We start from the raw sequence: 21,215 nt of genomic DNA on the forward strand, positions 1-21,215 counted from the left end.
GTGAAGCTTTCTTCTCTTTATAACCCTTCCAAGCCTCTCTGGACTTTCATTAAAAGGTTTAAATATGATGTTGTTCGGATGTGTCTGCCTGCTCTTCCTTCGCTTGCGGAAGAATCAGGTTTAAGATGACACCTACAATTGCCGCAAGCGCCATGCCTGACACTTGGAATCCTCCTTCAGACACCTGAATAAATGCGCCGCCTACGCCGATTACAAGGATGACTGATGTGATGATGAGGTTTCTATTATTTTCATAATCAATTTTGTTGTCAATCAGCATTCTCAAGCCGCTGGAAGCGATGATGCCGAACAGCAGGAAGGAAACGCCTCCCATAACCGCTGACGGGACTGAACTGATAAGCGCAGATATTTTGCCGATGAAGCCGAAACAAAGGGCAATCACTGCCGCGCCTCCGATAACAAAGACGCTGAACACTCTCGTAATGGCCAGTACGCCAATGTTTTCTCCATAAGTTGTTGTAGGCGGGCCGCCAATCAAGGAAGCAAGGATTGTGGCCGCGCTGTCGCCCATTATTGAGCGATGGAGACCCGGTTTTTTAATGAAGTCTTGTCCTACAACTTTGCTCAGCACCATCTGGTGGCCGATATGCTCTGACATGGTAACAAATGCCACAGGGACCATTGCTGCGGCGATGCCAAGTGTCACTGACGGCGTATAATCTTTAAACGGGATGATAAATTCAGGGACTGCAAACCATTTCGCGTCAAGCACCGGCTGGAAGTTGACAATTCCTTGAGTCAAGGCAAACAAGTATCCGCCGATGATTCCGATCAAGACCGGGATTAAGCTTAAGAAGCCCCGCAAGAAAATCGCGCAAATGATCGTGATCGCTAAAGTGACACCTGCAACACTGAAATGTTTTAAGCTGTAAACCAGCTCACTGGCATTCGGATCAGCATACATGGCCATATTTACCGCTGTGCCGGCCAGACCCAGGCCAATGACGATAATAACCGGACCTACGACGACAGGCGGGAGAAGCTTCATCAGCCAGCCTGTTCCGAGCTGTCTGATCAGCAAGGCAATCAGCCCGTACACAAGCCCTGCCAGAAACGCACCAACCATTGCCGCTCCGGGTCCGCCGGTCGCTTTTACCAAGATGATCGGAGAAATAAAGGCAAAGGATGAACCGAGATACGCTGGTATTTGTCCTTTCGTGATCAGAAGGTAAGCAAGTGTTCCGATACCGCTCGTCACCAATGCAACAGCAGGACTCATTCCGACCAGCTTCGGAACCAAAATCGTTGAGCCAAACATCGCAAATAAATGCTGCAGGCTGAACGAAACCCAAGAGAAAGGTTTCGGAATTTCCCTGACTCCTAAATTAACTTTTTTCTTACTCATGATGATTTTCCCCCTGATTGATGACTTTTCATATTAGGATGACTTAATAACTGTATAAAAAAACCTCTTTGCTGTTTTTACGCAAAGAGGCATACAAAGACCGGCCGCATACTTTCAGGGCTTCGCTGTGCACCTCTTTGCAACCTCTCTGGATTGCGTTTAAAAAGGTGATACATTATTCATTTTCATAAATGGCGACGAGATCGTTTTTGTCAACCTCATCAAGCTGAACCATAACCTTTTCAGCTTTTGAAGTCGGGATGTTTTTCCCGATGTAATCTGCTCGGATCGGCAGTTCTCTGTGTCCTCTGTCAACAAGCACAGCCAGTTGAATTGAGGAAGGTCTGCCTACATCGACAAGGGCGTCCATTGCGGCTCTGACCGTTCTTCCTGTGTAAAGAACATCATCTACGACAATTACTTTTTGATCTGTGATGTCTACCGGTATATCTGCACCTTTCACAAGCGGTTCTTCATTGCTCGTTTTTTTGGATAGATCGTCTCTGTAAAGGGTGATATCAATTTCTCCAACCGTTACAGGATTCCCTTCAATCTGTTCTATCCGTTCGGCGAGGCGTTTTGCCAAGTAAATGCCTCTTGTCTTGATACCGACAAGGATGCAGTTGTTCATCCCTTTATTGCGTTCAATCATTTCGTGAGCAATTCTGGTAAGCGCACGTCTGATTGCCTGTTCGTCGAGAATGACAGCTTTTTGATTCATTATGTGACACCTCACAGTTCATTTAGAAGAAAAAAACCCCTCTTGCCATTGGCAGAGAGGGGTTTTAGGACAAGGTGCGTGCATATACACGTATCCCGTCAATCCGTTATCCTTCTCAGCCTCTCTGGACTGTTTTAAAGAATCTATTCAGCTTCGTTTATTATTTCAGAAAAGAGATGCCCTGTCAACGGGTTTTTCTCAGATTTTCGATTAAAGCAGACATATCATCAGGAAGCGGTGCCTCAAATTCGATATATTCGTCAGTGCGCGGATGCTGAAAACCTAAAATTCCGGCATGAAGCGCCTGTCCGTTAAAATCGATCGTTTTTCTCGGCCCGTATTTCGGATCTCCTGCTAACGGGAATCCGATATACTTCATATGCACACGGATTTGGTGCGTTCTTCCTGTTTCAAGCTGGCATTCCACAAGCGTAAACTCCTGAAAGCGGTCAAGAACATGAAAATGAGTGACGGCGTTTTTTCCATCACGTGTTACAGTCATGCTTTGCCGATCTTTCTTATCCCGCCCGATCGGCGCATCAATTGTACCGTCATCGTGAGAAATAAGCCCATGGACAACTGCCGTATATTTCCGCGTAACCGTTTTGTTGACCAATTGGTTTACAAGTGACTCATGCGCCATATCATTCTTCGCCACCATTAATAAGCCAGACGTGTCCTTATCGATTCTGTGGACGATCCCCGGACGCATCACGCCATTTATTCCGGATAGGTCCGTACAATGAGCCATAAGGCCGTTTACAAGTGTACCCGTAAGATGCCCGGGAGCTGGGTGCACAACCATTCCGCGAGGTTTATTGACGACCAGCACATCCTGATCTTCATAGTAAATATCCAGATCCATAGGTTCTGCCAGCACGTCGAGCGCTTCAGGCTCAGGCACAGTGACGGTCACCTGATCCCCCGGCTGAATTTTATAATTCGATTTTACAGGGCTTCCGTTCACGACAACTTGTCCGTCCTTCACCCATAGCTGCACCTGGGTTCTCGACCAACCATTTTCAGTTGATGCCAGAAATTTATCAATCCGCTCACTTTTTTGTTCTTCTGAAGCGGTTATGTCAAATTGATTCATGCTATTGCTCCTTCTTCTTTTTCCCGCTGTCCAACAGCATTTGTATAAATAAAAGCATTACGCCGACACATAATGAAGAGTCCGCGATATTAAAAATCGGGTAATTGTAATTGACGATAATGACATGGATAAAATCCACCACTTCCTGTCTGACAGCCCGATCGATAAAATTGCCGATGGCGCCGCCAAGCATGAGTCCAAGGGAAACACCAAGAAGCTTTTGCCCTTTCGTATAACGCTGTATGTAATAAACAATACCAATAATGACTGCAGTTGTGATGAGGTAGAAAAACCACATCTGACCGGCTAATATCCCCCACGCCGCACCCGTATTGCGATGGGAGGTGATATAGAATACCTGATCAATGATCGGTATGCTTTGTCCAAGTTCCATGTTCTTGACGACAAGCCATTTTGTCAGTTGATCAGCTGCGATAATAAGTAGTGCGATAACGTAATACAGCACAAATGTTCCTCCATTATACGGTTACTTTAGTCCATTATGCATTTTATCAATAAAAAGCACTGGAGTAAAGAAATATCAGCCTCTATACAGACTTAATCGGAGAGGCGCTGTTATTCATACAGCGCCTGATCATATTCAATATCAGTTGACTTCCACAGAGGAAGTGTTTTTTTTTCAAATTGGACTGAATACAGAAAATCATTTGCTGTTCGCGCTGTCGGCAGCACAGCCAGCTTTGAAAGAGGAATGGGAGCTCCAGTTTCTTCACAGTATCCGAATGTGCCGTCCTCAATTTTCGACAATGCGAGAAGAACGTCTTGAAGCTCTTCTTTAATATGATAGATCAGAGTTGCTTTTTGTTTATGATTGATTGCTGCTTGCGGGCTTGTTGAAACCTGAAAGCAAGAATACTCAAATAATCTCGACTGTAATTCTTCTTTCATCAGAAGAAGTTCCGTATAAATTGCGGTCAGTTGATCATTCATTCATCACAACTCCTGCTCTTAACGTAATACCTATATTGTTACCTGTGAATGATGATCTAAAGCCCATAAGATTTTTCCTGCCATTCTAAACGATGTCACTCTTGGCACAAAAAAAGGCCCGGCTTTTGCGCCGGGCTCTTTTCATTAGTTCTGATAATACTTTTCAACGATTTCAGCGTTGCGCAGTGACAATGTAGGATATTTCGGGTTTGCACCTACATCTTTAGAAATCACACGGGATCTCTCACACATTTCGCCTTCAGCTTTCTCGACAGCGATTTTCCCTGTCTCAAAGCTTTGCGCATCGTTTGGCGCTTCATTTTCTTCGCTGATGGTTAATTCAGAAACAATAAACAGCTGAGAAAGATTTTCTTTAATAGAAGCTAATAGCTCTTTGTTTTCTTTATTCGGATACAATTTCAGGCTTGCTTCCAATGATTTACCGATGATTTTTTCATTTCGCGCTGTTTCTAACGCTTTTAGCACATCATCACGAAGAGACATAAAACGGTCAAACTTATCTTCTGTCGCTTCGCTGTTTGGAACCGCAATCGTTTCCGGCATGTCTGTCAGCTGAACGCTCTGCTCGTCAACAAATGTTAAGTGAGACCATAATTCGTCAGCGGTATGAGGCAGAATCGGTGCTGTAAGCTTCACTAACGCAAGCAGCGTTTCATAGAATACAGTCTGCATGCTGCGTCTATCCGGATGATCCGCGTGCTCAATGTATACAATATCCTTAGCGAAATCCAGATAGAATGAGCTTAATTCAATTGTACAGAAATTATGGATGCTGTGATACACAACCGCAAACTCGTACTCGTCGTACGCTTTTTTCACTTTATCAATCAGTTTGTTTAGCTTAACCAGCATATACTGATCGACTTCACGAAGATCTTCAACAGCCACCGCATTTGTTTTTGGATCAAAATCGAACAGGTTGCCGTGAAGGAAACGGAACGTGTTGCGGATTTTACGGTATACTTCAGCAACCTGCTTCAGAATCGCATCAGACACGCGAACATCCGCCTGGTAGTCAACAGAAGACACCCATAATCTCAAAATGTCGGCGCCAAGCTGTTTCATGACTTTTGCCGGAACGACGACGTTACCGATGGATTTACTCATTTTGCGTCCTTCTCCATCCAGTGCAAATCCATGGCTGAGCACACCTTTATATGGCGCTTTTCCTGTTACGGCTACTGCTGTTGATAGAGATGAGTTAAACCAGCCCCGGTATTGGTCAGAGCCTTCAAGGTATAAATCAGCCGGCCGAACGAGATCCTCGCGTTCTTCAAGCACCGCTTGGTGGGAAGAACCAGAATCAAACCAAACATCCATGATGTCCTGTTCTTTTGTAAAAGTGCCGTTCGGGCTTCCAGGATGCGTAAAGCCTTCCGGAAGAAGATCCTTCGCTTCTTTTTCAAACCAAATGTTTGAGCCATGTTGTCTAAACAATTCTGAAACGTGCTCAATCGTTTCATCTGTGATGATTGGCTCACCGTTCTCAGCATAAAATACCGGAATCGGCACACCCCATGCACGCTGTCTGGAAATACACCAGTCTCCGCGGTCACGAACCATGTTGTGCAAACGCTGCTCGCCCCATTCAGGAACCCATTTGGTTTCTTTAATGGCATCCAGCAGGTCTGATCTGAAATCTTTAATAGACGCAAACCATTGCGCGGTTGCTCTGAAAATGGTTGGTTTCTTTGTTCTCCAATCGTGCGGATAGGAGTGTGTGATGAATTCAAGCTTCACGAGCGCGCCTTTTTCTTCGAGCTGCTGTGTGATCACTTTGTTTGCATCATCATAGAACATACCTTCAAAGCCAGGAGCTTCGCTTGTCATCACACCTTTTTCATCAACCGGACAAAGGACGTCTAAGCCGTATTTTTGGCCAATGATAAAGTCATCTTCCCCATGTCCCGGTGCTGTATGAACACAGCCTGTTCCGGCGTCAGTTGTCACGTGATCGCCAAGCATAACGAGTGAATCTCTGCCGTATAGCGGATGTTCAGCGATAATATTTTCGAGATCTTTCCCTTTGATCGTTCTTGTCACTTCATACTTTTCAAAGCCGCATGCAGAAGCTACAGCTTCAACCAGTGCACTTGCTACAACAAAGCGATCATCACCGACTGCAATCACGCTGTATTCCAGATCAGGATGAACTGAAATGCCGAGGTTTGCAGGAATCGTCCAAGGCGTTGTTGTCCAAATGATGATGCGCTCGCCATTTTCAAGCACGCCTTTTCCGTCTTTAACGCCAAAAGCAACGTAAATAGATGCTGAGCGTTTGTCTTGATATTCGATTTCCGCTTCGGCTAAAGCAGACTCACTTGAAGGTGACCAGTTAACCGGTTTAAGGCCTTTATAAATATAGCCTCGCTTTGCCATTTCACCGAAAACGCGGATTTGCTGCGCTTCATATTCCGGTTTCAGTGTCACATATGGATTTTCCCAGTCGCCGCGGACTCCAAGACGCTTGAATTGCTCACGCTGCCCCTCAATTTGCTTCCATGCATATTCTTCGCATAGCTTGCGGAATTCAGCTACTGACATTTCTTTGCGGTTCACTTTTTTGTTTTTTGTAAGAGCTGTTTCAATCGGCAACCCGTGTGTATCCCAGCCCGGTACATACGGTGCGTTGTACCCGCTCATTGATTTGTAGCGGACGATGAAGTCCTTTAAAATTTTGTTAAGCGCGTGGCCCATGTGGATATCGCCGTTTGCGTACGGAGGTCCGTCATGTAAAACAAATTTAGGGCGGTCTTTCGTCCGTTCCTGTACCAGACTGTAGATATCCTGCTCCTCCCATTTCTTTTGCATGTCAGGCTCACGGTTTGGCAAGTTGCCTCGCATCGGAAAATCTGTTTTCGGCATTAAGAGCGTGTCTTTGTAATCCATTTTCATTCCTCCACCAATTTTTTCAGAAAATAAAAAAAGCCCTCTCATCCCATAAGGGACGAGAAAGCTTATCTCGCGGTACCACCCTTTTAGAAAAAGCCAGGCTTACGCTTTTTCCTCTCGAGCATCGTAACGTGATGAACGTCCTAACCTACTGTGAGTTCAGAAAGGAAACTTAAGGGCTGATCTACATGATTCCGGCCATCCCGGACTTTCACCATCTCCGGGTCGCTATGAAGGCATGATGGAAACATGACTGTCCCTTTCAACCGTCTTTTCATCTGAATTTATGAACGTATTATATTCGACAAGCTAAGAAAATGTCAAGGTAATCAGAGAATTTATTCCTTTTCCTCAAACACAGCGTCGACTTCATACTCAAGCAAATGATCCCAATCATCATTTTTCAGAAGATCAAGCTGCGCTTCAATCAGCATTTGGAAACGTGTTCTGAACACTTTAGACTGTTTTTTCAGCTCTTCGATTTCCATTGCGATTTTTCTTGATTTCGATAAAGATTCGTTGATGATGCGATCAGCGTTTTTCTCCGCTTCCCGAACAATCAGCTTTGCTTCCTTTTGAGAATTGCGCTTTACGTCCTCAGCTGCTTCTTGGGCAACCAGAATCGATTTATTCAGCGTTTCTTCAATGTTGGCAAAGTGTCCGATTCTTTCATCGAGCTCATTGACTTTCGCTTCAAGCTCTGTTTTTTTACGGAGAACAATTTCGTAATCTTTTCTGACTTGACTCAGAAATTCATTTACCTCGTCTTCATCATATCCGCGAAAACTTTTTGTAAACGTCTTGTTGTGAATATCATTCGGCGTTAATGGCATGATGCCACCTCCATTTTTTACATTTCAGTACGGTTATCTAGTTCACATTATAAAACAAATTTCGCACAGATGGAGAAAAAAACTGAAAAACCGACTATTTTTGTCGTTCAAACGTGACTCTCCACTTGTCTTTTTTGGTTTTCCCTTCGATTTTTGTCAGGCTGCAGCGGCCAAAGCCCCTGATAGAGAGCATATCCCCTTCAGCAACCTGGTAAGAAGGGTCTTCAACAACCTTCCAGTTCACTTTTACGAGACCGTTTTTCACCAGCGTTTGTGATTTCTGGCGTGATTGCCTGCTCATAGAGGCGCAGACCGCGTCAAGCCTTAAAGAAGAAACGGTGTCATCTCTTATTTCGACATCTAGTGCAGGAATTTCAAGGTCTGACAAGTCAATTTTCTCAAGCTTGACTGCGGCTTTTCCGGCTTGGGTAAGCTGAGCCGCAACAAAATCGGCTGTATCAGCTGAGACAATGATTTGCACCGCCGTCTCTGAAAACACTAAATCGCCAAACTTTTGCCGCTTCAGACCGATTCCCATTAATGAACCAAGGAGAGAACGGTGATCAACCGTCACAAATTTTTCAGCATAGCGAACGTCAAACGCCTGAAGCTCAAAATCCGATTCTTCCGGCGTGATGTATTCAGGATATAAAATGGCCCGTTTTCGCTCCGCTCTGTCATAGCCGCCGGAAAAAGCCAGTCCTACATCTGCCTGTCCCGTGACCGCAGCGAGAATGACCTGTTCCCGGGGATCTAAAAAGTCGGTCAGTTTCATCCGGTACTGCTCCTGGACAATTCTTTTCCATTCGAGCGCCTGATCGATAAAGGCACGCTCTTCTTTTCTGAAGTGCTGATAAATATCGCTCATCGTCTTTCCCTTCTATGTAAAGAGGCTTGGCTGCTGCCAAGCCCCCTATCAAACTGTCACCTTAAAACGCAATCATGCGATAAAGCCCCCACAAGCCGGTTGTTGCAAACCGCAGCACAAGAATGGCCACGATTGGCGAGATATCCAGCATTGCAATTGGAGGGATGATTTTTCTGAATGGCTCGAGATATGGTTCACAGATCGACGCTAAAAACCGTCCGACTGCTGTTTCCCTCGTACTCGGCACCCATGACATAAAAATATATATGATCAGGGCAAATGAGTATATTGTAATTAATAAGCTTAAAACCGAAAAAACTTGATAAAGGATCATCTCGCTTTACCACCTCTGATCGTCTTCAGATATGAGCTCAGAAATTGTGCCTGATACATCTACGTTGTCAGGCGTGCATAGGAAAATATCTGAACCGATTCTTTGGATATCGCCGCCAATGGCATAAACGGTGCCGCTTAAAAAGTCAACAATCCGTTTCGCCTGGTCATGCTGTATCCGCTGAAGATTGACGACAACTGCCCGCCTGTTCTTCAGATGGTCGGCTATTTCCTGCGCCTCCGCATAAACGCGCGGCTCACTCAACACCACTTTAGAGGATTTCTGAACACTTTGCAAGCTTACTACATTCTGTTTGGCTGCTGGTTTACCAGCATTATAAGCAGGTTTTTCTTTTTGTTCCTGTTCTTCATTAGAATCCCGCTCAGTTTCAATATATTCGTATTCGTATTCTTCTTCATCCATTGAGAAGAAGTTTTTCAGTTTATTTTTCATACTCATTGCTGTACACCCCCTGTTTCATTTCCGACTAACGATGAGCCGATTCTAATATAAGTAGCCCCTTCTTCAATCGCGATTTCAAAATCATTTGACATGCCCATCGACAGTTCTGTACATGGAGCGTTCGGCTGTTTCAGCTCTTGAACCTGATCACGAAGTTCTCTAAGCGTTCGGAAACAGCTTCTAATCTCATCTTGGTCATCAGTCAGTGGAGCCATTGTCATCAGTCCGGCCACAACAATGTTGTCAAAGCCGGAAAGCTCCTGTATGAATGGTATCACTTCTTCTTTATTCATGCCGTGTTTAGAGGGCTCAAGCGAGGTATTGACCTGCACAAAGCATTGGACAGCACCTTCAGCCCGTTTTTCAATTTCTTTCGCTAATGAAAGCCGGTCCAGGGAATGAATATAGGAAACTGAATTGACGACAGCTTTTACTTTTCTTGATTGAAGGCTGCCGATAAAATGCCATTCCGGATTTCCTTTAATGATTTCCTGTTTGCGAAGCAGTTCGGCGTCCCGGTTCTCTCCGAGGCACGTGATGCCCGCATCGACCGCCTCCTGTGCTCTTTCAGGCGACACATATTTTGTGACTGCAATAACCGTAACTTCATCGGATCTGCGGCCCGATCTGTTACATGCTTCGTTTATTCGTTCGTTTATATGTCGTAAATGATCAACAACACGCAAGATCTTTTATGCCTCCTTCATTCCGATAAAGGACATCATCCGTCCTGTTTTCCCCTGATCTCGCCGATGGGAAAAGAAAAGTGACGGCTCACTTTCCGTACATAAACCGCTGACAGAAATCTGCTCATTTGCCAAACCGCTGTCAATCAGTATGAGTCGGTTCAGCTCTTTCAGGTCAAGCTGATACTGCCCCTGCCCCGTCTGATTCACGGCGCGATCTGCTGAAAACGGCAATGCGCGGACAGCATTCATCACACGGTCATCTACCGTATAGCACGCACCGCAGATAGACGGTCCGACAACAGCGTATATATCAGAAAGCTTCGAGCCCTCCTGTTCGGTCCATTGCTTCACCATTTCTCTGCCAATCTGTTTGACCGTGCCTTTCCATCCGGCATGAGCGATCCCGACAAGCGATTTCACCGGATCGAAAAAGAATAAAGGCACACAATCAGCAAAGCATAATGCCAAAAATACATTTTTATCATTTGTATAGAGCCCGTCTGTTGCTTTAAAAGCTGAGTGATACTCACGGGCGCCTTTTCCCCTATCCCTCTGCGTCACTTTTTGGACGCGATTGTCGTGTGTCTGGTCAGCAAATACCCAAGACTGCAAATCAATATTAAACATATCGGCTATATATTCACGATTTTTAACCACATCTGCATCTTTGTCATGAACGTGCAATCCTGTATTTAACGACTCAAAAGGTTTTTGACTGACACCGCCGTTTTTCGTAGTAAATCCGGCAATGACTTCTGCATCGTTTTGATTCGTTTGTTTCCAGTCTTGTATCATGAGTGTCGAGGGGGTGGTGAGACTGAATGGGTGATATGTATTCATGATGATCCAACCTTTCGACAAACATTTATAAGGCGTAATTTCCCACTTATTTTACCACATCTTTCTGCATTCGTTTAGCGTCGATTTACATATTTCATAAATGAAATGTGCCGGAAGAGTTCAGACTTCCGGCATTTGACAATCAGCAGCAAAAAAGCAGGTTAAGCGTGGGATTCACTTAATCGGACTAAAATGACATCTTCTCCGATTTTAACTATATTTCGCCAAGGAATGACCATTTCCTCTTCCTTTCCAAAAAAACCGAGAACTTTTCCATTTCCCCCTAGTATAATCGCCTGAATTTTTCCTGTGGTGACATTGATATCAATATCACCGATGCTCCCTAATTTTTTTCCGTTAGAGACATTGACGACATCCTTTACTTGAAATTCTGAAATGCTGATCATCCCATCACGTCCTTTTTCGGTCCTTTTTTTCTAGTATATGAACGGGCGGGCTGAACCTTGTCAGCAAGGAGAAATTTTCATGATCATTGTTCTTTTTTGCGGCTGCACCATCTTATGATGAACGTGAGCATGATTTTCGTATAATCTACGAGCTGCTCAATCGATACCTCTTCATTAACGGCATGAGCATTATATAAATCGCCCGGTCCGTATATTACGCTTGGAATACCCTCATTATAAAGCCATCCCCCATCGGTTACGGTTTGAGACACGTCAATGACGGGGGGTTCCCGTTTGATCTCCTCGTGTGACGCCGTAAGGGCTAAGACGCCGGGATGAGCCGGATCAACTTCCAAGGCCGGAAAAATTTCTCCTCTTTCTTCAATCATTGAAGAGCCTCCCCATTTGAAGACAGGACGGTTTTCCCTCAGCCAAATATCACTGTCACTCAGCCTGTTGATGTAATCTTCTATTTCAGCAGCCACTTCTTCATGCGTTTCATTGGGATAAAAATGGACGGTAATCCATAATCGGCACTCATCCGCTATAAAGGCCGCATGTCTGCCTCCTTCTATAACAGCGGGATTAATTGTGTTTGTACCGGGGGTAAAACCGGGATAGCTTTTCATAATGGCCCAATGGCGCTCCAGCTCACCGAGTCCAGAAATGATTTTTGCCATTTTTTCGATTGCGCTCGCCCCGAATGTTCCTCCGCCAGCGTGGATCATATTCCGTCTTGTTCCATCGTGAAACGTTTGACTGCTTTTCATTTCGATCCAGCCTGTAATCACTCCGCCTTGACCTTGAATATGCATATCGCTCGTATCCGCCACAACTGCAAAGTCTGCGTGATAGCCCTTTTTGCAGCATTCAAGCGTGCCGGCCTCTCCGACTTCCTCCCCGATGACCGATTGCAGAATCAAATCGCCCGGGAGCTCAACGCCCGCTTCACGAATCAGCTTTAAAGCAAACAGCACACAGGCCATTCCGCCTTTCATATCTGAAGCGCCCCGGCCGATTAAGAAACCGTTTTTCTCACTGGGACAAAACGGGTCATGCACCCAGTCCTCGCCCTCTTTTACCTCTGCCACATCGACATGCCCATTGATGATTAAACTTTGATAGGCTGCTGAATTTGTTCCCTTTAAAACACCCACAACATTGGGATCTCCTGGATAAACGTCCCATTTGTCGATAGAAAATCCCCGTTCAAGCAAAAACTGTGCAATCCATGTTTGGATGCTGTCTGTATTTCTCGCAGGCGGCGCCGGTGTTTTAAAAGAAATCAGCGTTTTTGCAAGCTCAATGAGCTCGTCCTTTTGTTCTTCCGCTTTTTTCAGTAAAGATTCTACTTGATCAATCATGTTATCCGCTCCTATTTTTAATAGAAAAAAGCCGTTTCATATTCATGAAACGGCTTAATAAAGAAAGCAGAGTGCAAGCTGCTGCATTCTCCGCTTTTTTCACCGCTTCCCTCCGCTGGTATGATCCAGATCAGGTCAATAAGGGTTGAGACAAGCGTCTCTCTCAGCTTCGAAAGCACCCCCAGGATGAATCGTATGTTGTTATGCATTTGTTACCGGCTCAGCTCTTGTTAAAAACGGGCGATCCTGATTCCATAATACACGGATCTGCGTATCAAAAAAAGAAGAAAGTGATTCGTCTGTCAGCATGTCTTTCATGTGTCCTGACCTAAAAACTTCTCCCTTTTTTAACAAGAGGGCTTTATCAAAAATCGGCAAAATTTCTTCCGCATGATGCGTAACATAAAGAATAGACGGCGCATTTTCCCTGCTTGCAATGTGCGTAATCGTATCTAACAGTTTTTCCCGGGCAATAAAATCAAGTCCTGTAACTGGTTCGTCCAGTATAAGCAGCTCCGGATCAGCCATTAGCGCTCTTGCGATTAAAGCTCTTTGTTTCTCTCCTTGAGAAAGAGTTTCATAGCGGCGGTCGGCATAATCAATGGCTCCTAAGTCCTCGAGCAGGGCAATCGCTTTTTCTCTGATTTCCGCACTTGGTGTTTCATACAAGCCAATCGAAGCATATGCCCCGCTCAGAGCAATTTCAAAAGCTGAATCTGCCGGATACAATTTTTGCTGAAGACCCGCTGAGACAAGGCCGATTTTTCGTCTGAGTTTATCTCCCAGCTCCGTTTTTCCGAATACATGACCAAGCACCTGCATCTCGCCTGCTGTCGGAAAATAGTAAGAGCATAACATATTTAACAGCGCGGTCTTCCCAGCTCCGTTTAATCCGTAAAGCACCCAATTCTCCTTTTCTTCTACGTTCCAATGAATATCCTTTAGTATCCATTTTCCATTCCGTTTTAGTGAGACATTGTCAAGCTGCAAAATCATTGTGGTCCTCCTCTTTCCAAGCTAAAAAATTATTTTAATTTTCACAAAACTGTGTACGGACTAGGATACCTTACTTTTTCAAAAACGTAAACCGCTCGTTTCCAAATAGAAAAGCCTTTAAAACAGAAATTGTTTTAAAGGCTTTCGGCGTGCATGCTATTGATGAATATTCTTATTCATTTGTTTGATTGCTGCCTTTTCCAGTCTGGACACCTGTGCCTGGGAAATGCCGATTTCTTCAGCTACTTCCATTTGCGTTTTTCCTTGGAAGAACCGTTTTCTTAAAATCATTTTTTCCCTCTCGTTCAGTCTTCTCATACCCTCTTTCAAAGCCAGCTCTTCAATCCATTGTGTATCTTTGTTGCGTTCATCACTGATTTGATCCATGACATAAATCGGATCTCCGCCGTCATTGTAGATCGGTTCAAAAAGAGATACCGGATCTTGAATGGCGTCGAGTGCGAACACGATTTCTTCGTGCGGTACTTCAAGAACTTTGGCGATATCCTCTGCCGTCGGCTCCTTGCTTGTCTCACTGATTAACCGCTCTCTTACCTGAAGTGCCTTATATGCGATATCCCTGAGTGATCTCGAGACACGTATCGGGTTATTATCGCGCAAATACCTGCGGATTTCTCCGATAATCATAGGTACAGCGTATGTTGAAAACTTAACATTGTGGCTTAGATCAAAATTATCAATGGATTTCATTAGTCCGATACAGCCGACTTGAAATAAGTCATCAACATACTCCCCTCTGTTATTAAATCTTTGAATGACACTTAAGACAAGACGCAAGTTCCCGTTAACAAGCTTTTCTCTGGCTGAATCATCACCTTCGTCCTGCAATTGCCTAAACAGCTTTCTCATCTCTTCATTCTTGAGTACGGGTAATTTGGAGGTATCCACCCCGCAGATTTCGACTTTATTTCTCGACACTTTTTTCCCTCCCTACAGGAGCTGCTGTACAACGTTAAGTATCTCCTCGGGTGGGAAAAATATGCACTGCACTCAAACCGAAAAATAGTCATAATTGGGAAATCCTTGTAGAATCAAGGGATTAAGCCGCAAAAATTTTTTACACCATTTTGTTGAATTCTTTTCGCAATCTTTTAATGATTCTTTTTTCCAGACGGGAAATATAGGATTGGGAAATCCCCATCATATCCGCAACATCCTTTTGGGTCTTTTCCTCTTCGCCGACAAGCCCAAAACGCAGTTCCATGATTTGTTTCTCCCTCTCATTTAACTGTTCGAGCGCTTTTTTTAGAAGCTTTTTATCCACGTTTGCTTCAATGTCCTTTGTGATGATGTCGTCATCCGTGCCCAGCACATCAGAAAGCAGAAGCTCATTGCCGTCCCAATCAATATTAAGCGGTTCATCAAAAGAAACTTCTGAACGGATTTTGTTGTTTCTCCTTAAATACATCAGGATTTCATTCTCGATACAGCGAGAGGCATATGTAGCCAGCTTGATTTTCTTTTCCGGATTGAAGGTATTCACAGCTTTGATTAATCCAATGGTGCCGATGCTGATTAAATCTTCAATATTAATTCCCGTGTTTTCAAATTTCCGTGCGATATAGACGACAAGCCGCAGGTTGCGTTCGATCAAAATAGCGCGGGCCGCCTGGTCGCCGCTTGGGAGCTTCATTAATAGAACCTGCTCCTCGTCTTTTGATAATGGCGGCGGCAAAGCTTCACTCCCGCCTATGTAATACACTTCATCGCTTTTTAAGCCCAGTTTCATCAGCAGCTTATACCAGAGGTGCGTCAACCGCAATTTAAGTTTTTTCATCTTCCTCTCCCTTCTAAATGTCACGTCTTATGAGTATGATAAGTAACGGACATTTGCGAACATTAGGATACGTGCTTAATGGCTTTTCCGGACAGCATTTTCGGATGAATAATCGCGTCAAAATCTCCATCTGCCGACAGCTTTGACGTGCTGATGCCGATTAAGCATTTATCCGCGGAAATCATTTCATCTTTTGTCATAATCGTTACATGATCCGGTTTGATACATAATAAAAATTGATGCTGCTGGCCTACTCCCCGATATGGGATCAGCCTCATTTTATCTAAAAAACGAAACGAATCATCAAGCTGTTCAATCGCTTCCATCGGGTCTGCATTTCGGATAATCATCGTTTCAGCCTCTCCGAAAATCGGTTCAAGCTTATCAATGTGAAGAATCATGACCGGCGTTTTTGTAAGCGGATCATACAGCTGGTTGCCGGAATCCACCAGGCCTCTCGCGTGCAGTGTTTGGCCGCCCAGGTCCGCCTGTACCCTGACTCGTTCCTCATATTGAATGTTTTTTGTTTCAATATCTTCGATTCTTCTCTTGGAAAAAAACCATAATGCGGGAAAGCCAGCCACGATAAACATCCAGCTGATCGGGTCGCCAAATCCGGTTTGATTGGTGATCATGACACCGTTTCTGACAATAGAGTTTGACTGCAGCAATGAATGTGCTCCGATTATTCCCCCTCCCATTAGAAAAGTAGCAAAATAAAAGGAAAACAAATTTTGAAAGAAATAGCGAAACCGCTTAAAACCGAATGTCACGAGCACAATGACAACCGAAAAAGCGAGCTTTCCGGCCGAGTTCTCAACGATCGGCGAAAAAGGAGTAAACATCAAAAGGACAATACTTGAACCGATAAACGCGCCGCCTATCAATCTTCTTTTTTTCACATGGCGTTTTAAAATAAAAGCAGTCAGTAAAAGCAACAGTGCGTCAAAACAAAAGTTTAACAGCCAAATGACATCTAAATAGATTTTCACACCTGACCCCTTTCTTTCTTGCATCACGCTGTTCCCCTTCTTGTTTCATAAGTATAAAGCAAGCTCTGTGGGAAAGTCTGTCAATTAATGTTGAGAAGCCCATACAATTTTTCAGGGATAACTGCTTAATTTGTCGAGGAAATAAATAAGAGTATACAGAAAAAAAGCTGCCAAGAGCGGCAGCTTTCTTACACTTACTTTTCAGTATTGATATAAAGTTTTCCATTCGCCGTTTTTCTGGTTTCATTGCCGTAATCGTCTCGAACGATAACCTCTACCTTAGCTCCGTTTGCTTTAATAGAAGATGTTGCTGTCCAGTAGCCTTCATATCGTCCCGGAGAAATTTCTCTTAACGGCAGCTCGGTAGCGTTTTGTACATTCGCTCTTGCATTTGTGAGCGGCAGGCGAATGACAAACGTTGCATCTGCACCTTTCGCGCTTGAAAAAGCGATTTTGACCGATTCACCGGCTTTTAAGGTTTTGTCCTCACCAGGAATCAGTCCGGTAATGACTGGCTGGTCAAAATTCACATCGACGACAGCTTTTTTCGTCGTTTTGTTGCCTGCTAAGTCAGTGGCTGTCACCTTTACTTCGTTGCTTCCGTTTTCCAAAAGGATACGGGCAGAGTAGGAACCGTCTGTGACCGTTGCTTTTTTGCCATTAACCTTTACTTCTTTCAAGTTGTCATCTGAAACAGTGCCTTTAACAGTCAGCGCTTCTTTATTGATTTTCTCGCCATCCTTTGGATTGTCGAGCGTCAGTTCAGGCTTGTCTTGATCAAGTGTGACCGTGACAGGACTTGAAGCATCTGTCGTTCCGGAGTCTGTTGATGCAGCCGCTGTCAGCTTGTTTTCCCCTTTGCTGAGTGAAACTCCTGCCTCGAACGTGCCATCTTCGGCAGTTTTCGTTTCCCCTGCTTCTTTATCACCATTATAAAGGGTTACAGTCGTCCCCGGAGATGCCTTTCCTTTTACCGTGACGTTCTCCTTATTGGTGTATGCTTTATCTTCAGGAGAAGTAATGACAGGTACGGCAGCTTCATAATCGACTAACGCGCGAATCATATAGTTGCCGTCTTCTTTATCTCCTTTTTGCCATGTTCCGTTAACATACTGCCAGTTGCGATCTGAGTACTGCCCGGTTTCATCCATTGCCAAGCCTGGTGAATATGGATCGGGTTTTGACTGGATATATACAAGATAAAAGTCTTTATCGACCATAATCCCCTTCGAGCTGAGATCGACTTTCGTCCATTCGCCATTACGAAGAGCTTCCGCGTTATATGGTCCCGCAATTTTTTTGCCGGGTGCTCCATCTTTCCCTGTAGCATCGTAAACCTCGACCTTAAACTCTGTGCCGCCAGGATCAGGGAACTCCGTATCCCAGAATCTGAATAGCCCTCCTGTCAGCATGCCTTTTTCCTTGCCGTCAGCCAGTGACATTTTAACCGCCCATCCGTTTCCGGCCGCGAAATAGGAATTTGCATTCTCCGCTGTTCCGTCATCGTATCCGATCTCGCCCGGATAACCGACGAAAGGCTTCAGCACAGTTTCTTTTGTGATATCACCTTTTAAATCAACGGAAAATTCATCACTGTAATAGCCCGGTGCAGCCACTTTAATGGTGTAAGAGCCCTCGTAGGCCTCAAGTGTATATTCTCCTTTGTCGTTTGTAGTTGCCGGTTCAACCGCGGCATCCTCGATAACATAGACGGAAGCGCCTTTTACCGGCTCTCCTGTTGTTTTATTGATGACAGTGCCTTTTAATGTGCCTTTCTTTATTTCTTCTAACGTAAAATTAGCTTGGGTTGTCTGATCTGCCTGCAAAGACACTTTTTGCGTTTTTGATTGATAGCCGTAAGCTTCTGCCATAAGCGTGTAGTCTCCTGCTTTATGCGTCAGCTTGTACTGTCCGGTTGATTGGTCTGAATAGGTTGATTTTCCTGTTTCAACCACACTGACCTGTGCTCTGAGCGGCAATGCTTGCGGCTGCATATCAGCACTATGTTTTGTTTTGGCAGCTGTATTTGTTGATGGCTTAGCCTTTTTTGGGTTAACCGCTTTTTTCTTTTGCTTTTCTGCCGGTTTTTGTACGCCCAGCTTATTCTTTTTGGATGTTTTCCCGGAAGATTTGTCTGAAAGCTGAACATCATCAACGTACCAGCCCTCTTTTGCAATGCTTTCATCAGACTGAAGGTTAAACATCACTCGAATGTTTTGGCCTCTGTATGCGGATAAATTAATTTCTTCGCTGGTCCAGTTTGAAGTCTTTCCGTTATAGACCCCTGCCTGCTCCCAATTCGTTTCGCCTTCCGGTAAAACAAAAACGTAGCCATAATCAAAATCATTTTCCAGGTTGTGCCAGCTTTTAAATTGAAGAAACAGGCCGCCTGAATCAGGCACGTCAATTGGAGGCATAGTGAGATTCATATTCGCTCCATTGGCATAATTTCCAGTCAGGTTTGTCCCATATACTTTTTCTCCTGATGCAGCTGCATTAGGGCCTGATTCCGGAACTCCCCACTCCCAGTTATTATTTGTTCCGCTCGTAAGCCAGCCGCCTGGTTCTGTTTCAAAATCCTGCTTGTATCCAACAGTGATGCTAGGTTTCACGGTTACATCATATATGTCAGATTCGACAACATGGCCGCCAAAATCCTGAATGATCCACTTATAGCTTAATGCGGTCCCCTTTATACTTGGGATTTCCGCCTGGTACGTTCCTTTCAGATGATCTCCGCTGATTCGTTTAGCTTTGACCTCGTTCCATTCGCCTTGATCCAGCTTATAAGACAATTTCACGGATGTCACACTCACATTGTCTTCAGCTGTCAAGGTAAGCGGAAGGCTGGCACCTTCATAAGCTTCATTTACTTTCTCATGCTGATAGCCAGGCAGCTCCTCATCTTCCCCATCGACAGAAACTTGCCCTTCTGCTTTTCCTAAACCGTCTGTAACCGCTGATACGGCATCAAAAGCATTCACCAAACCATGACCGTATCCGTTATTCGGAGAGTCAGGGAATGTAGAATCCGTTAATGGCTCAGCCGTGCTTGTCAATATATCCTCCATCTCATCGACAGAAAGTGAGGCATCTGCCTGCTTCAATAGCGCAGCAACAGCAGAGACATGCGGTCCTGCCATCGACGTGCCATCCCATCCGTCTTCATATGTCTGGCCGGGAACTGAAGACCGGATGTTTACGCCTGGAGCAGAAATTTCCGGCTTTGTTTCATCGTATGGCGACGGTCCCTGAAGTGAAAAATCGCCAAGCTTTTTGTTAATATCAGTCGCTCCGGTCGCAAACGCTTCCGGATAATTGGCAGGATTCGCAATAGAACCAGGTCCTCCCGGATTAAAGAGGTCAGCATTTCCCGCAGAGAATTCCGGGAAAATGTCGGCCGCCCGCCAGGCATTGACCATATCTCTGTACCATTCATCAAGGCCGGGGCCCCCGCCCCAAGAATTATTGACGACATCCGGAGCCATTTCCGGATGAGGGTTGCCCTCTGCGTCCTTTGGAGCTAAAATCCATTCACCCGCTTCCAAAATGTCAGCGTCTGTCCCGCCATCTTCAGAAAACGCCTTAACAGCAATCCATTTTGCGCCAGGTGCGACACCAATTTGATTCGTGCCATCAGGCTCAGAACCAACCATTGTACCTGTTACATGAGTGCCGTGATCAAGATCATCGTATGGACTTGACTCGTTCGCTACAGCATCAAACCAGTTCATGTCATGATCAGGCTCATTGGGGCTTTCCGGATGAAACCCGCGATATTTTTCTTTTAATGCAGGGTGTTCCCATTCAACCCCGGTATCAATGGAGGCGACAACCGTACCCATTCCGTCATAGCCAAGCTCCCAAGCCTTCGGTGCGTCTATTTGGTCTACATTCCATTCTACACCGTCAGTTGCTTTTATCGCTTTTTGTGCTTTTTTCATATTGAATGGGGAAGCGGATGACTTAAAAAGCTGCCGTTTTTCATTCGGAAGCACCTTTTCTACTTCAGGGAACTGCGCCACTTTCTCCATGACTTCTTTTGAAGCATGTACAGCAATTCCATTTACCACATAATAGGAGTGAATATCATCGGCATTCCCTTTATTTTTCTGGCTGTTTAAATATTTCAAGACGTCTTTCTGAGCTTCATCAGCTGTCACTTTTAACGAAGACACGACGGCCGAACGCTTTTGATATTCCGTTTTAGCAGCGGTCAGCTTCTTAGATTTCGCTTTTTTGACAGCTGATTTTGCTGCTTTTTGGGTGTCAGCTTGATCTTTAAATTTGATCAGAAAGGTAGTTTTTTCTTCTTTTTTAAAGCTTTTCTTTAATGAGCTGGAAATCTTGTTTTGAATCGATTCAGAAGATTGAAGCTCCTGTTTTACAGAAGAAGCAGCACCTTTGCTGCTTGCCCCGGCTGCACCCGGAAACAGCAGTGAACTGACGACAACTGTACTCAAAACAGAACTGATCAGTCTGTTTTTCGTTTGTTTCCTCATTTTTTATCCCCCTTTTTTAAACCACTTTGTAAAAAAATGTCGTCCCTCCTTTAACATTCAATTTGTTTGTCAAAACTTCGCTG

19 protein-coding genes, 1 riboswitch and 1 other annotated feature are annotated in these 21,215 nt (G+C 44.6%); all 19 genes read right to left on the reverse strand.

Translation table 11 applies throughout. From position 1 onward, the window contains the following. Positions 1-58 precede the first annotated feature (58 nt). Positions 59-1,366 carry a uracil permease PyrP gene (gene pyrP, locus MTN95_RS02185; RefSeq protein WP_024121339.1) on the reverse strand — a complete coding sequence of 436 codons (1,308 nt, stop codon included), beginning with the start codon at positions 1,364-1,366 and terminating at the stop codon, positions 59-61. A gap of 175 nt (positions 1,367-1,541) precedes the next feature. Further along, on the reverse strand, positions 1,542-2,087 hold the full coding sequence (gene pyrR / locus MTN95_RS02190; RefSeq protein ID WP_024121338.1) for a bifunctional pyrimidine operon transcriptional regulator/uracil phosphoribosyltransferase: 546 nt from the start codon (positions 2,085-2,087) through the stop codon (positions 1,542-1,544). A gap of 184 nt (positions 2,088-2,271) precedes the next feature. After that, entirely contained in the window at positions 2,272-3,183 is a 912-nt protein-coding gene (locus MTN95_RS02195) for an RluA family pseudouridine synthase (protein ID WP_024121337.1), read from the reverse strand. 1 nt (position 3,184) lies between these two features. Then, entirely contained in the window at positions 3,185-3,649 is a 465-nt protein-coding gene (lspA, locus tag MTN95_RS02200; RefSeq protein WP_010334181.1) for a signal peptidase II, read from the reverse strand. A 110-nt stretch (positions 3,650-3,759) separates the two neighbouring features. Beyond that, entirely contained in the window at positions 3,760-4,134 is a 375-nt protein-coding gene (gene ylyA, locus MTN95_RS02205; RefSeq protein ID WP_024121336.1) for a sporulation-related RNA polymerase-binding protein YlyA, read from the reverse strand. Positions 4,135-4,278: 144 nt separating this feature from the next. After that, a complete protein-coding gene (gene ileS, locus MTN95_RS02210) occupies positions 4,279-7,044 on the reverse strand; it encodes an isoleucine--tRNA ligase (protein WP_202852511.1) in 2,766 nt (921 codons plus the stop codon). Between the two features lie 51 nt (positions 7,045-7,095). Continuing rightward, positions 7,096-7,323 (reverse strand) — a binding site (T-box leader). Between the two features lie 62 nt (positions 7,324-7,385). Further along, complete coding sequence (gene divIVA, locus MTN95_RS02215; protein WP_010334179.1) at positions 7,386-7,880, reverse strand: septum site-determining protein DivIVA; 495 nt, start codon at positions 7,878-7,880, stop codon at positions 7,386-7,388. A gap of 94 nt (positions 7,881-7,974) precedes the next feature. Next, positions 7,975-8,748: a YlmH family RNA-binding protein gene (locus MTN95_RS02220; RefSeq protein ID WP_248336803.1), complete on the reverse strand. Its 774-nt coding sequence runs from the start codon at positions 8,746-8,748 to the stop codon at positions 7,975-7,977. Positions 8,749-8,809: 61 nt separating this feature from the next. Continuing rightward, entirely contained in the window at positions 8,810-9,082 is a 273-nt protein-coding gene (locus tag MTN95_RS02225; protein WP_003221463.1) for a YggT family protein, read from the reverse strand. Positions 9,083-9,088: 6 nt separating this feature from the next. Then, complete coding sequence (sepF, locus tag MTN95_RS02230) at positions 9,089-9,541, reverse strand: cell division protein SepF (RefSeq protein ID WP_248336805.1); 453 nt, start codon at positions 9,539-9,541, stop codon at positions 9,089-9,091. After that, on the reverse strand, positions 9,538-10,230 hold the full coding sequence (locus tag MTN95_RS02235) for a YggS family pyridoxal phosphate-dependent enzyme (RefSeq protein ID WP_024121332.1): 693 nt from the start codon (positions 10,228-10,230) through the stop codon (positions 9,538-9,540). Before MTN95_RS02235 ends, sepF begins: the two co-directional genes overlap by 4 nt. A gap of 6 nt (positions 10,231-10,236) precedes the next feature. Next, positions 10,237-11,073 carry a peptidoglycan editing factor PgeF gene (gene pgeF / locus MTN95_RS02240; protein WP_095713799.1) on the reverse strand — a complete coding sequence of 279 codons (837 nt, stop codon included), beginning with the start codon at positions 11,071-11,073 and terminating at the stop codon, positions 10,237-10,239. 161 nt (positions 11,074-11,234) lie between these two features. Further along, complete coding sequence (locus tag MTN95_RS02245; protein ID WP_010334173.1) at positions 11,235-11,480, reverse strand: YlmC/YmxH family sporulation protein; 246 nt, start codon at positions 11,478-11,480, stop codon at positions 11,235-11,237. An 83-nt stretch (positions 11,481-11,563) separates the two neighbouring features. After that, positions 11,564-12,844, reverse strand: coding sequence for an acetylornithine deacetylase (locus MTN95_RS02250; protein ID WP_248336807.1), 1,281 nt, complete (start codon positions 12,842-12,844; stop codon positions 11,564-11,566). A gap of 90 nt (positions 12,845-12,934) precedes the next feature. Further along, positions 12,935-13,037, reverse strand: a riboswitch (TPP riboswitch). Positions 13,038-13,045: 8 nt separating this feature from the next. Beyond that, positions 13,046-13,840 carry an ABC transporter ATP-binding protein gene (locus MTN95_RS02255; RefSeq protein WP_202852508.1) on the reverse strand — a complete coding sequence of 265 codons (795 nt, stop codon included), beginning with the start codon at positions 13,838-13,840 and terminating at the stop codon, positions 13,046-13,048. 156 nt (positions 13,841-13,996) lie between these two features. Next, entirely contained in the window at positions 13,997-14,779 is a 783-nt protein-coding gene (sigG, locus tag MTN95_RS02260; RefSeq protein WP_010334169.1) for an RNA polymerase sporulation sigma factor SigG, read from the reverse strand. Between the two features lie 139 nt (positions 14,780-14,918). Further along, a complete protein-coding gene (sigE, locus tag MTN95_RS02265; RefSeq protein WP_024121327.1) occupies positions 14,919-15,638 on the reverse strand; it encodes an RNA polymerase sporulation sigma factor SigE in 720 nt (239 codons plus the stop codon). Positions 15,639-15,700: 62 nt separating this feature from the next. Beyond that, positions 15,701-16,630, reverse strand: a complete 930-nt coding sequence (gene spoIIGA, locus MTN95_RS02270; protein ID WP_202852535.1) for a sigma-E processing peptidase SpoIIGA — start codon at positions 16,628-16,630, stop codon at positions 15,701-15,703. Positions 16,631-16,824: 194 nt separating this feature from the next. After that, a complete protein-coding gene (locus MTN95_RS02275) occupies positions 16,825-21,132 on the reverse strand; it encodes a S8 family peptidase (RefSeq protein WP_248336809.1) in 4,308 nt (1,435 codons plus the stop codon). Positions 21,133-21,215: the final 83 nt, after the last annotated feature.

Origin of the sequence: Bacillus sp. 2CMS4F, assembly GCF_023161785.1 — a bacterium.
Taxonomy (GTDB): Bacteria; Bacillota; Bacilli; order Bacillales; family Bacillaceae; genus Bacillus; species Bacillus halotolerans.

Bases quoted from the DNA above. Each gene is read 5' to 3' on its own strand.
- MTN95_RS02195 (WP_024121337.1), bottom strand. From the start codon at position 3,183: ATGAATCAATTTGACATAACCGCTTCAGAAGAACAAAAAAGTGAGCGG.
- MTN95_RS02250 (WP_248336807.1), bottom strand. From the start codon at position 12,844: ATGATTGATCAAGTAGAATCTTTACTGAAAAAAGCGGAAGAACAAAAG.
- sepF (WP_248336805.1), bottom strand. From the start codon at position 9,541: ATGAGTATGAAAAATAAACTGAAAAACTTCTTCTCAATGGATGAAGAA.
- pyrR (WP_024121338.1), bottom strand. From the start codon at position 2,087: ATGAATCAAAAAGCTGTCATTCTCGACGAACAGGCAATCAGACGTGCG.
- MTN95_RS02225 (WP_003221463.1), bottom strand. From the start codon at position 9,082: ATGATCCTTTATCAAGTTTTTTCGGTTTTAAGCTTATTAATTACAATA.
- ylyA (WP_024121336.1), bottom strand. From the start codon at position 4,134: ATGAATGATCAACTGACCGCAATTTATACGGAACTTCTTCTGATGAAA.
- ileS (WP_202852511.1), bottom strand. From the start codon at position 7,044: ATGGATTACAAAGACACGCTCTTAATGCCGAAAACAGATTTTCCGATG.
- MTN95_RS02255 (WP_202852508.1), bottom strand. From the start codon at position 13,840: ATGATTTTGCAGCTTGACAATGTCTCACTAAAACGGAATGGAAAATGG.
- pyrP (WP_024121339.1), bottom strand. From the start codon at position 1,366: ATGAGTAAGAAAAAAGTTAATTTAGGAGTCAGGGAAATTCCGAAACCT.
- MTN95_RS02245 (WP_010334173.1), bottom strand. From the start codon at position 11,480: ATGATCAGCATTTCAGAATTTCAAGTAAAGGATGTCGTCAATGTCTCT.
- MTN95_RS02220 (WP_248336803.1), bottom strand. From the start codon at position 8,748: ATGAGCGATATTTATCAGCACTTCAGAAAAGAAGAGCGTGCCTTTATC.
- divIVA (WP_010334179.1), bottom strand. From the start codon at position 7,880: ATGCCATTAACGCCGAATGATATTCACAACAAGACGTTTACAAAAAGT.
- sigE (WP_024121327.1), bottom strand. From the start codon at position 15,638: ATGAAAAAACTTAAATTGCGGTTGACGCACCTCTGGTATAAGCTGCTG.
- pgeF (WP_095713799.1), bottom strand. From the start codon at position 11,073: ATGAATACATATCACCCATTCAGTCTCACCACCCCCTCGACACTCATG.
- MTN95_RS02275 (WP_248336809.1), bottom strand. From the start codon at position 21,132: ATGAGGAAACAAACGAAAAACAGACTGATCAGTTCTGTTTTGAGTACA.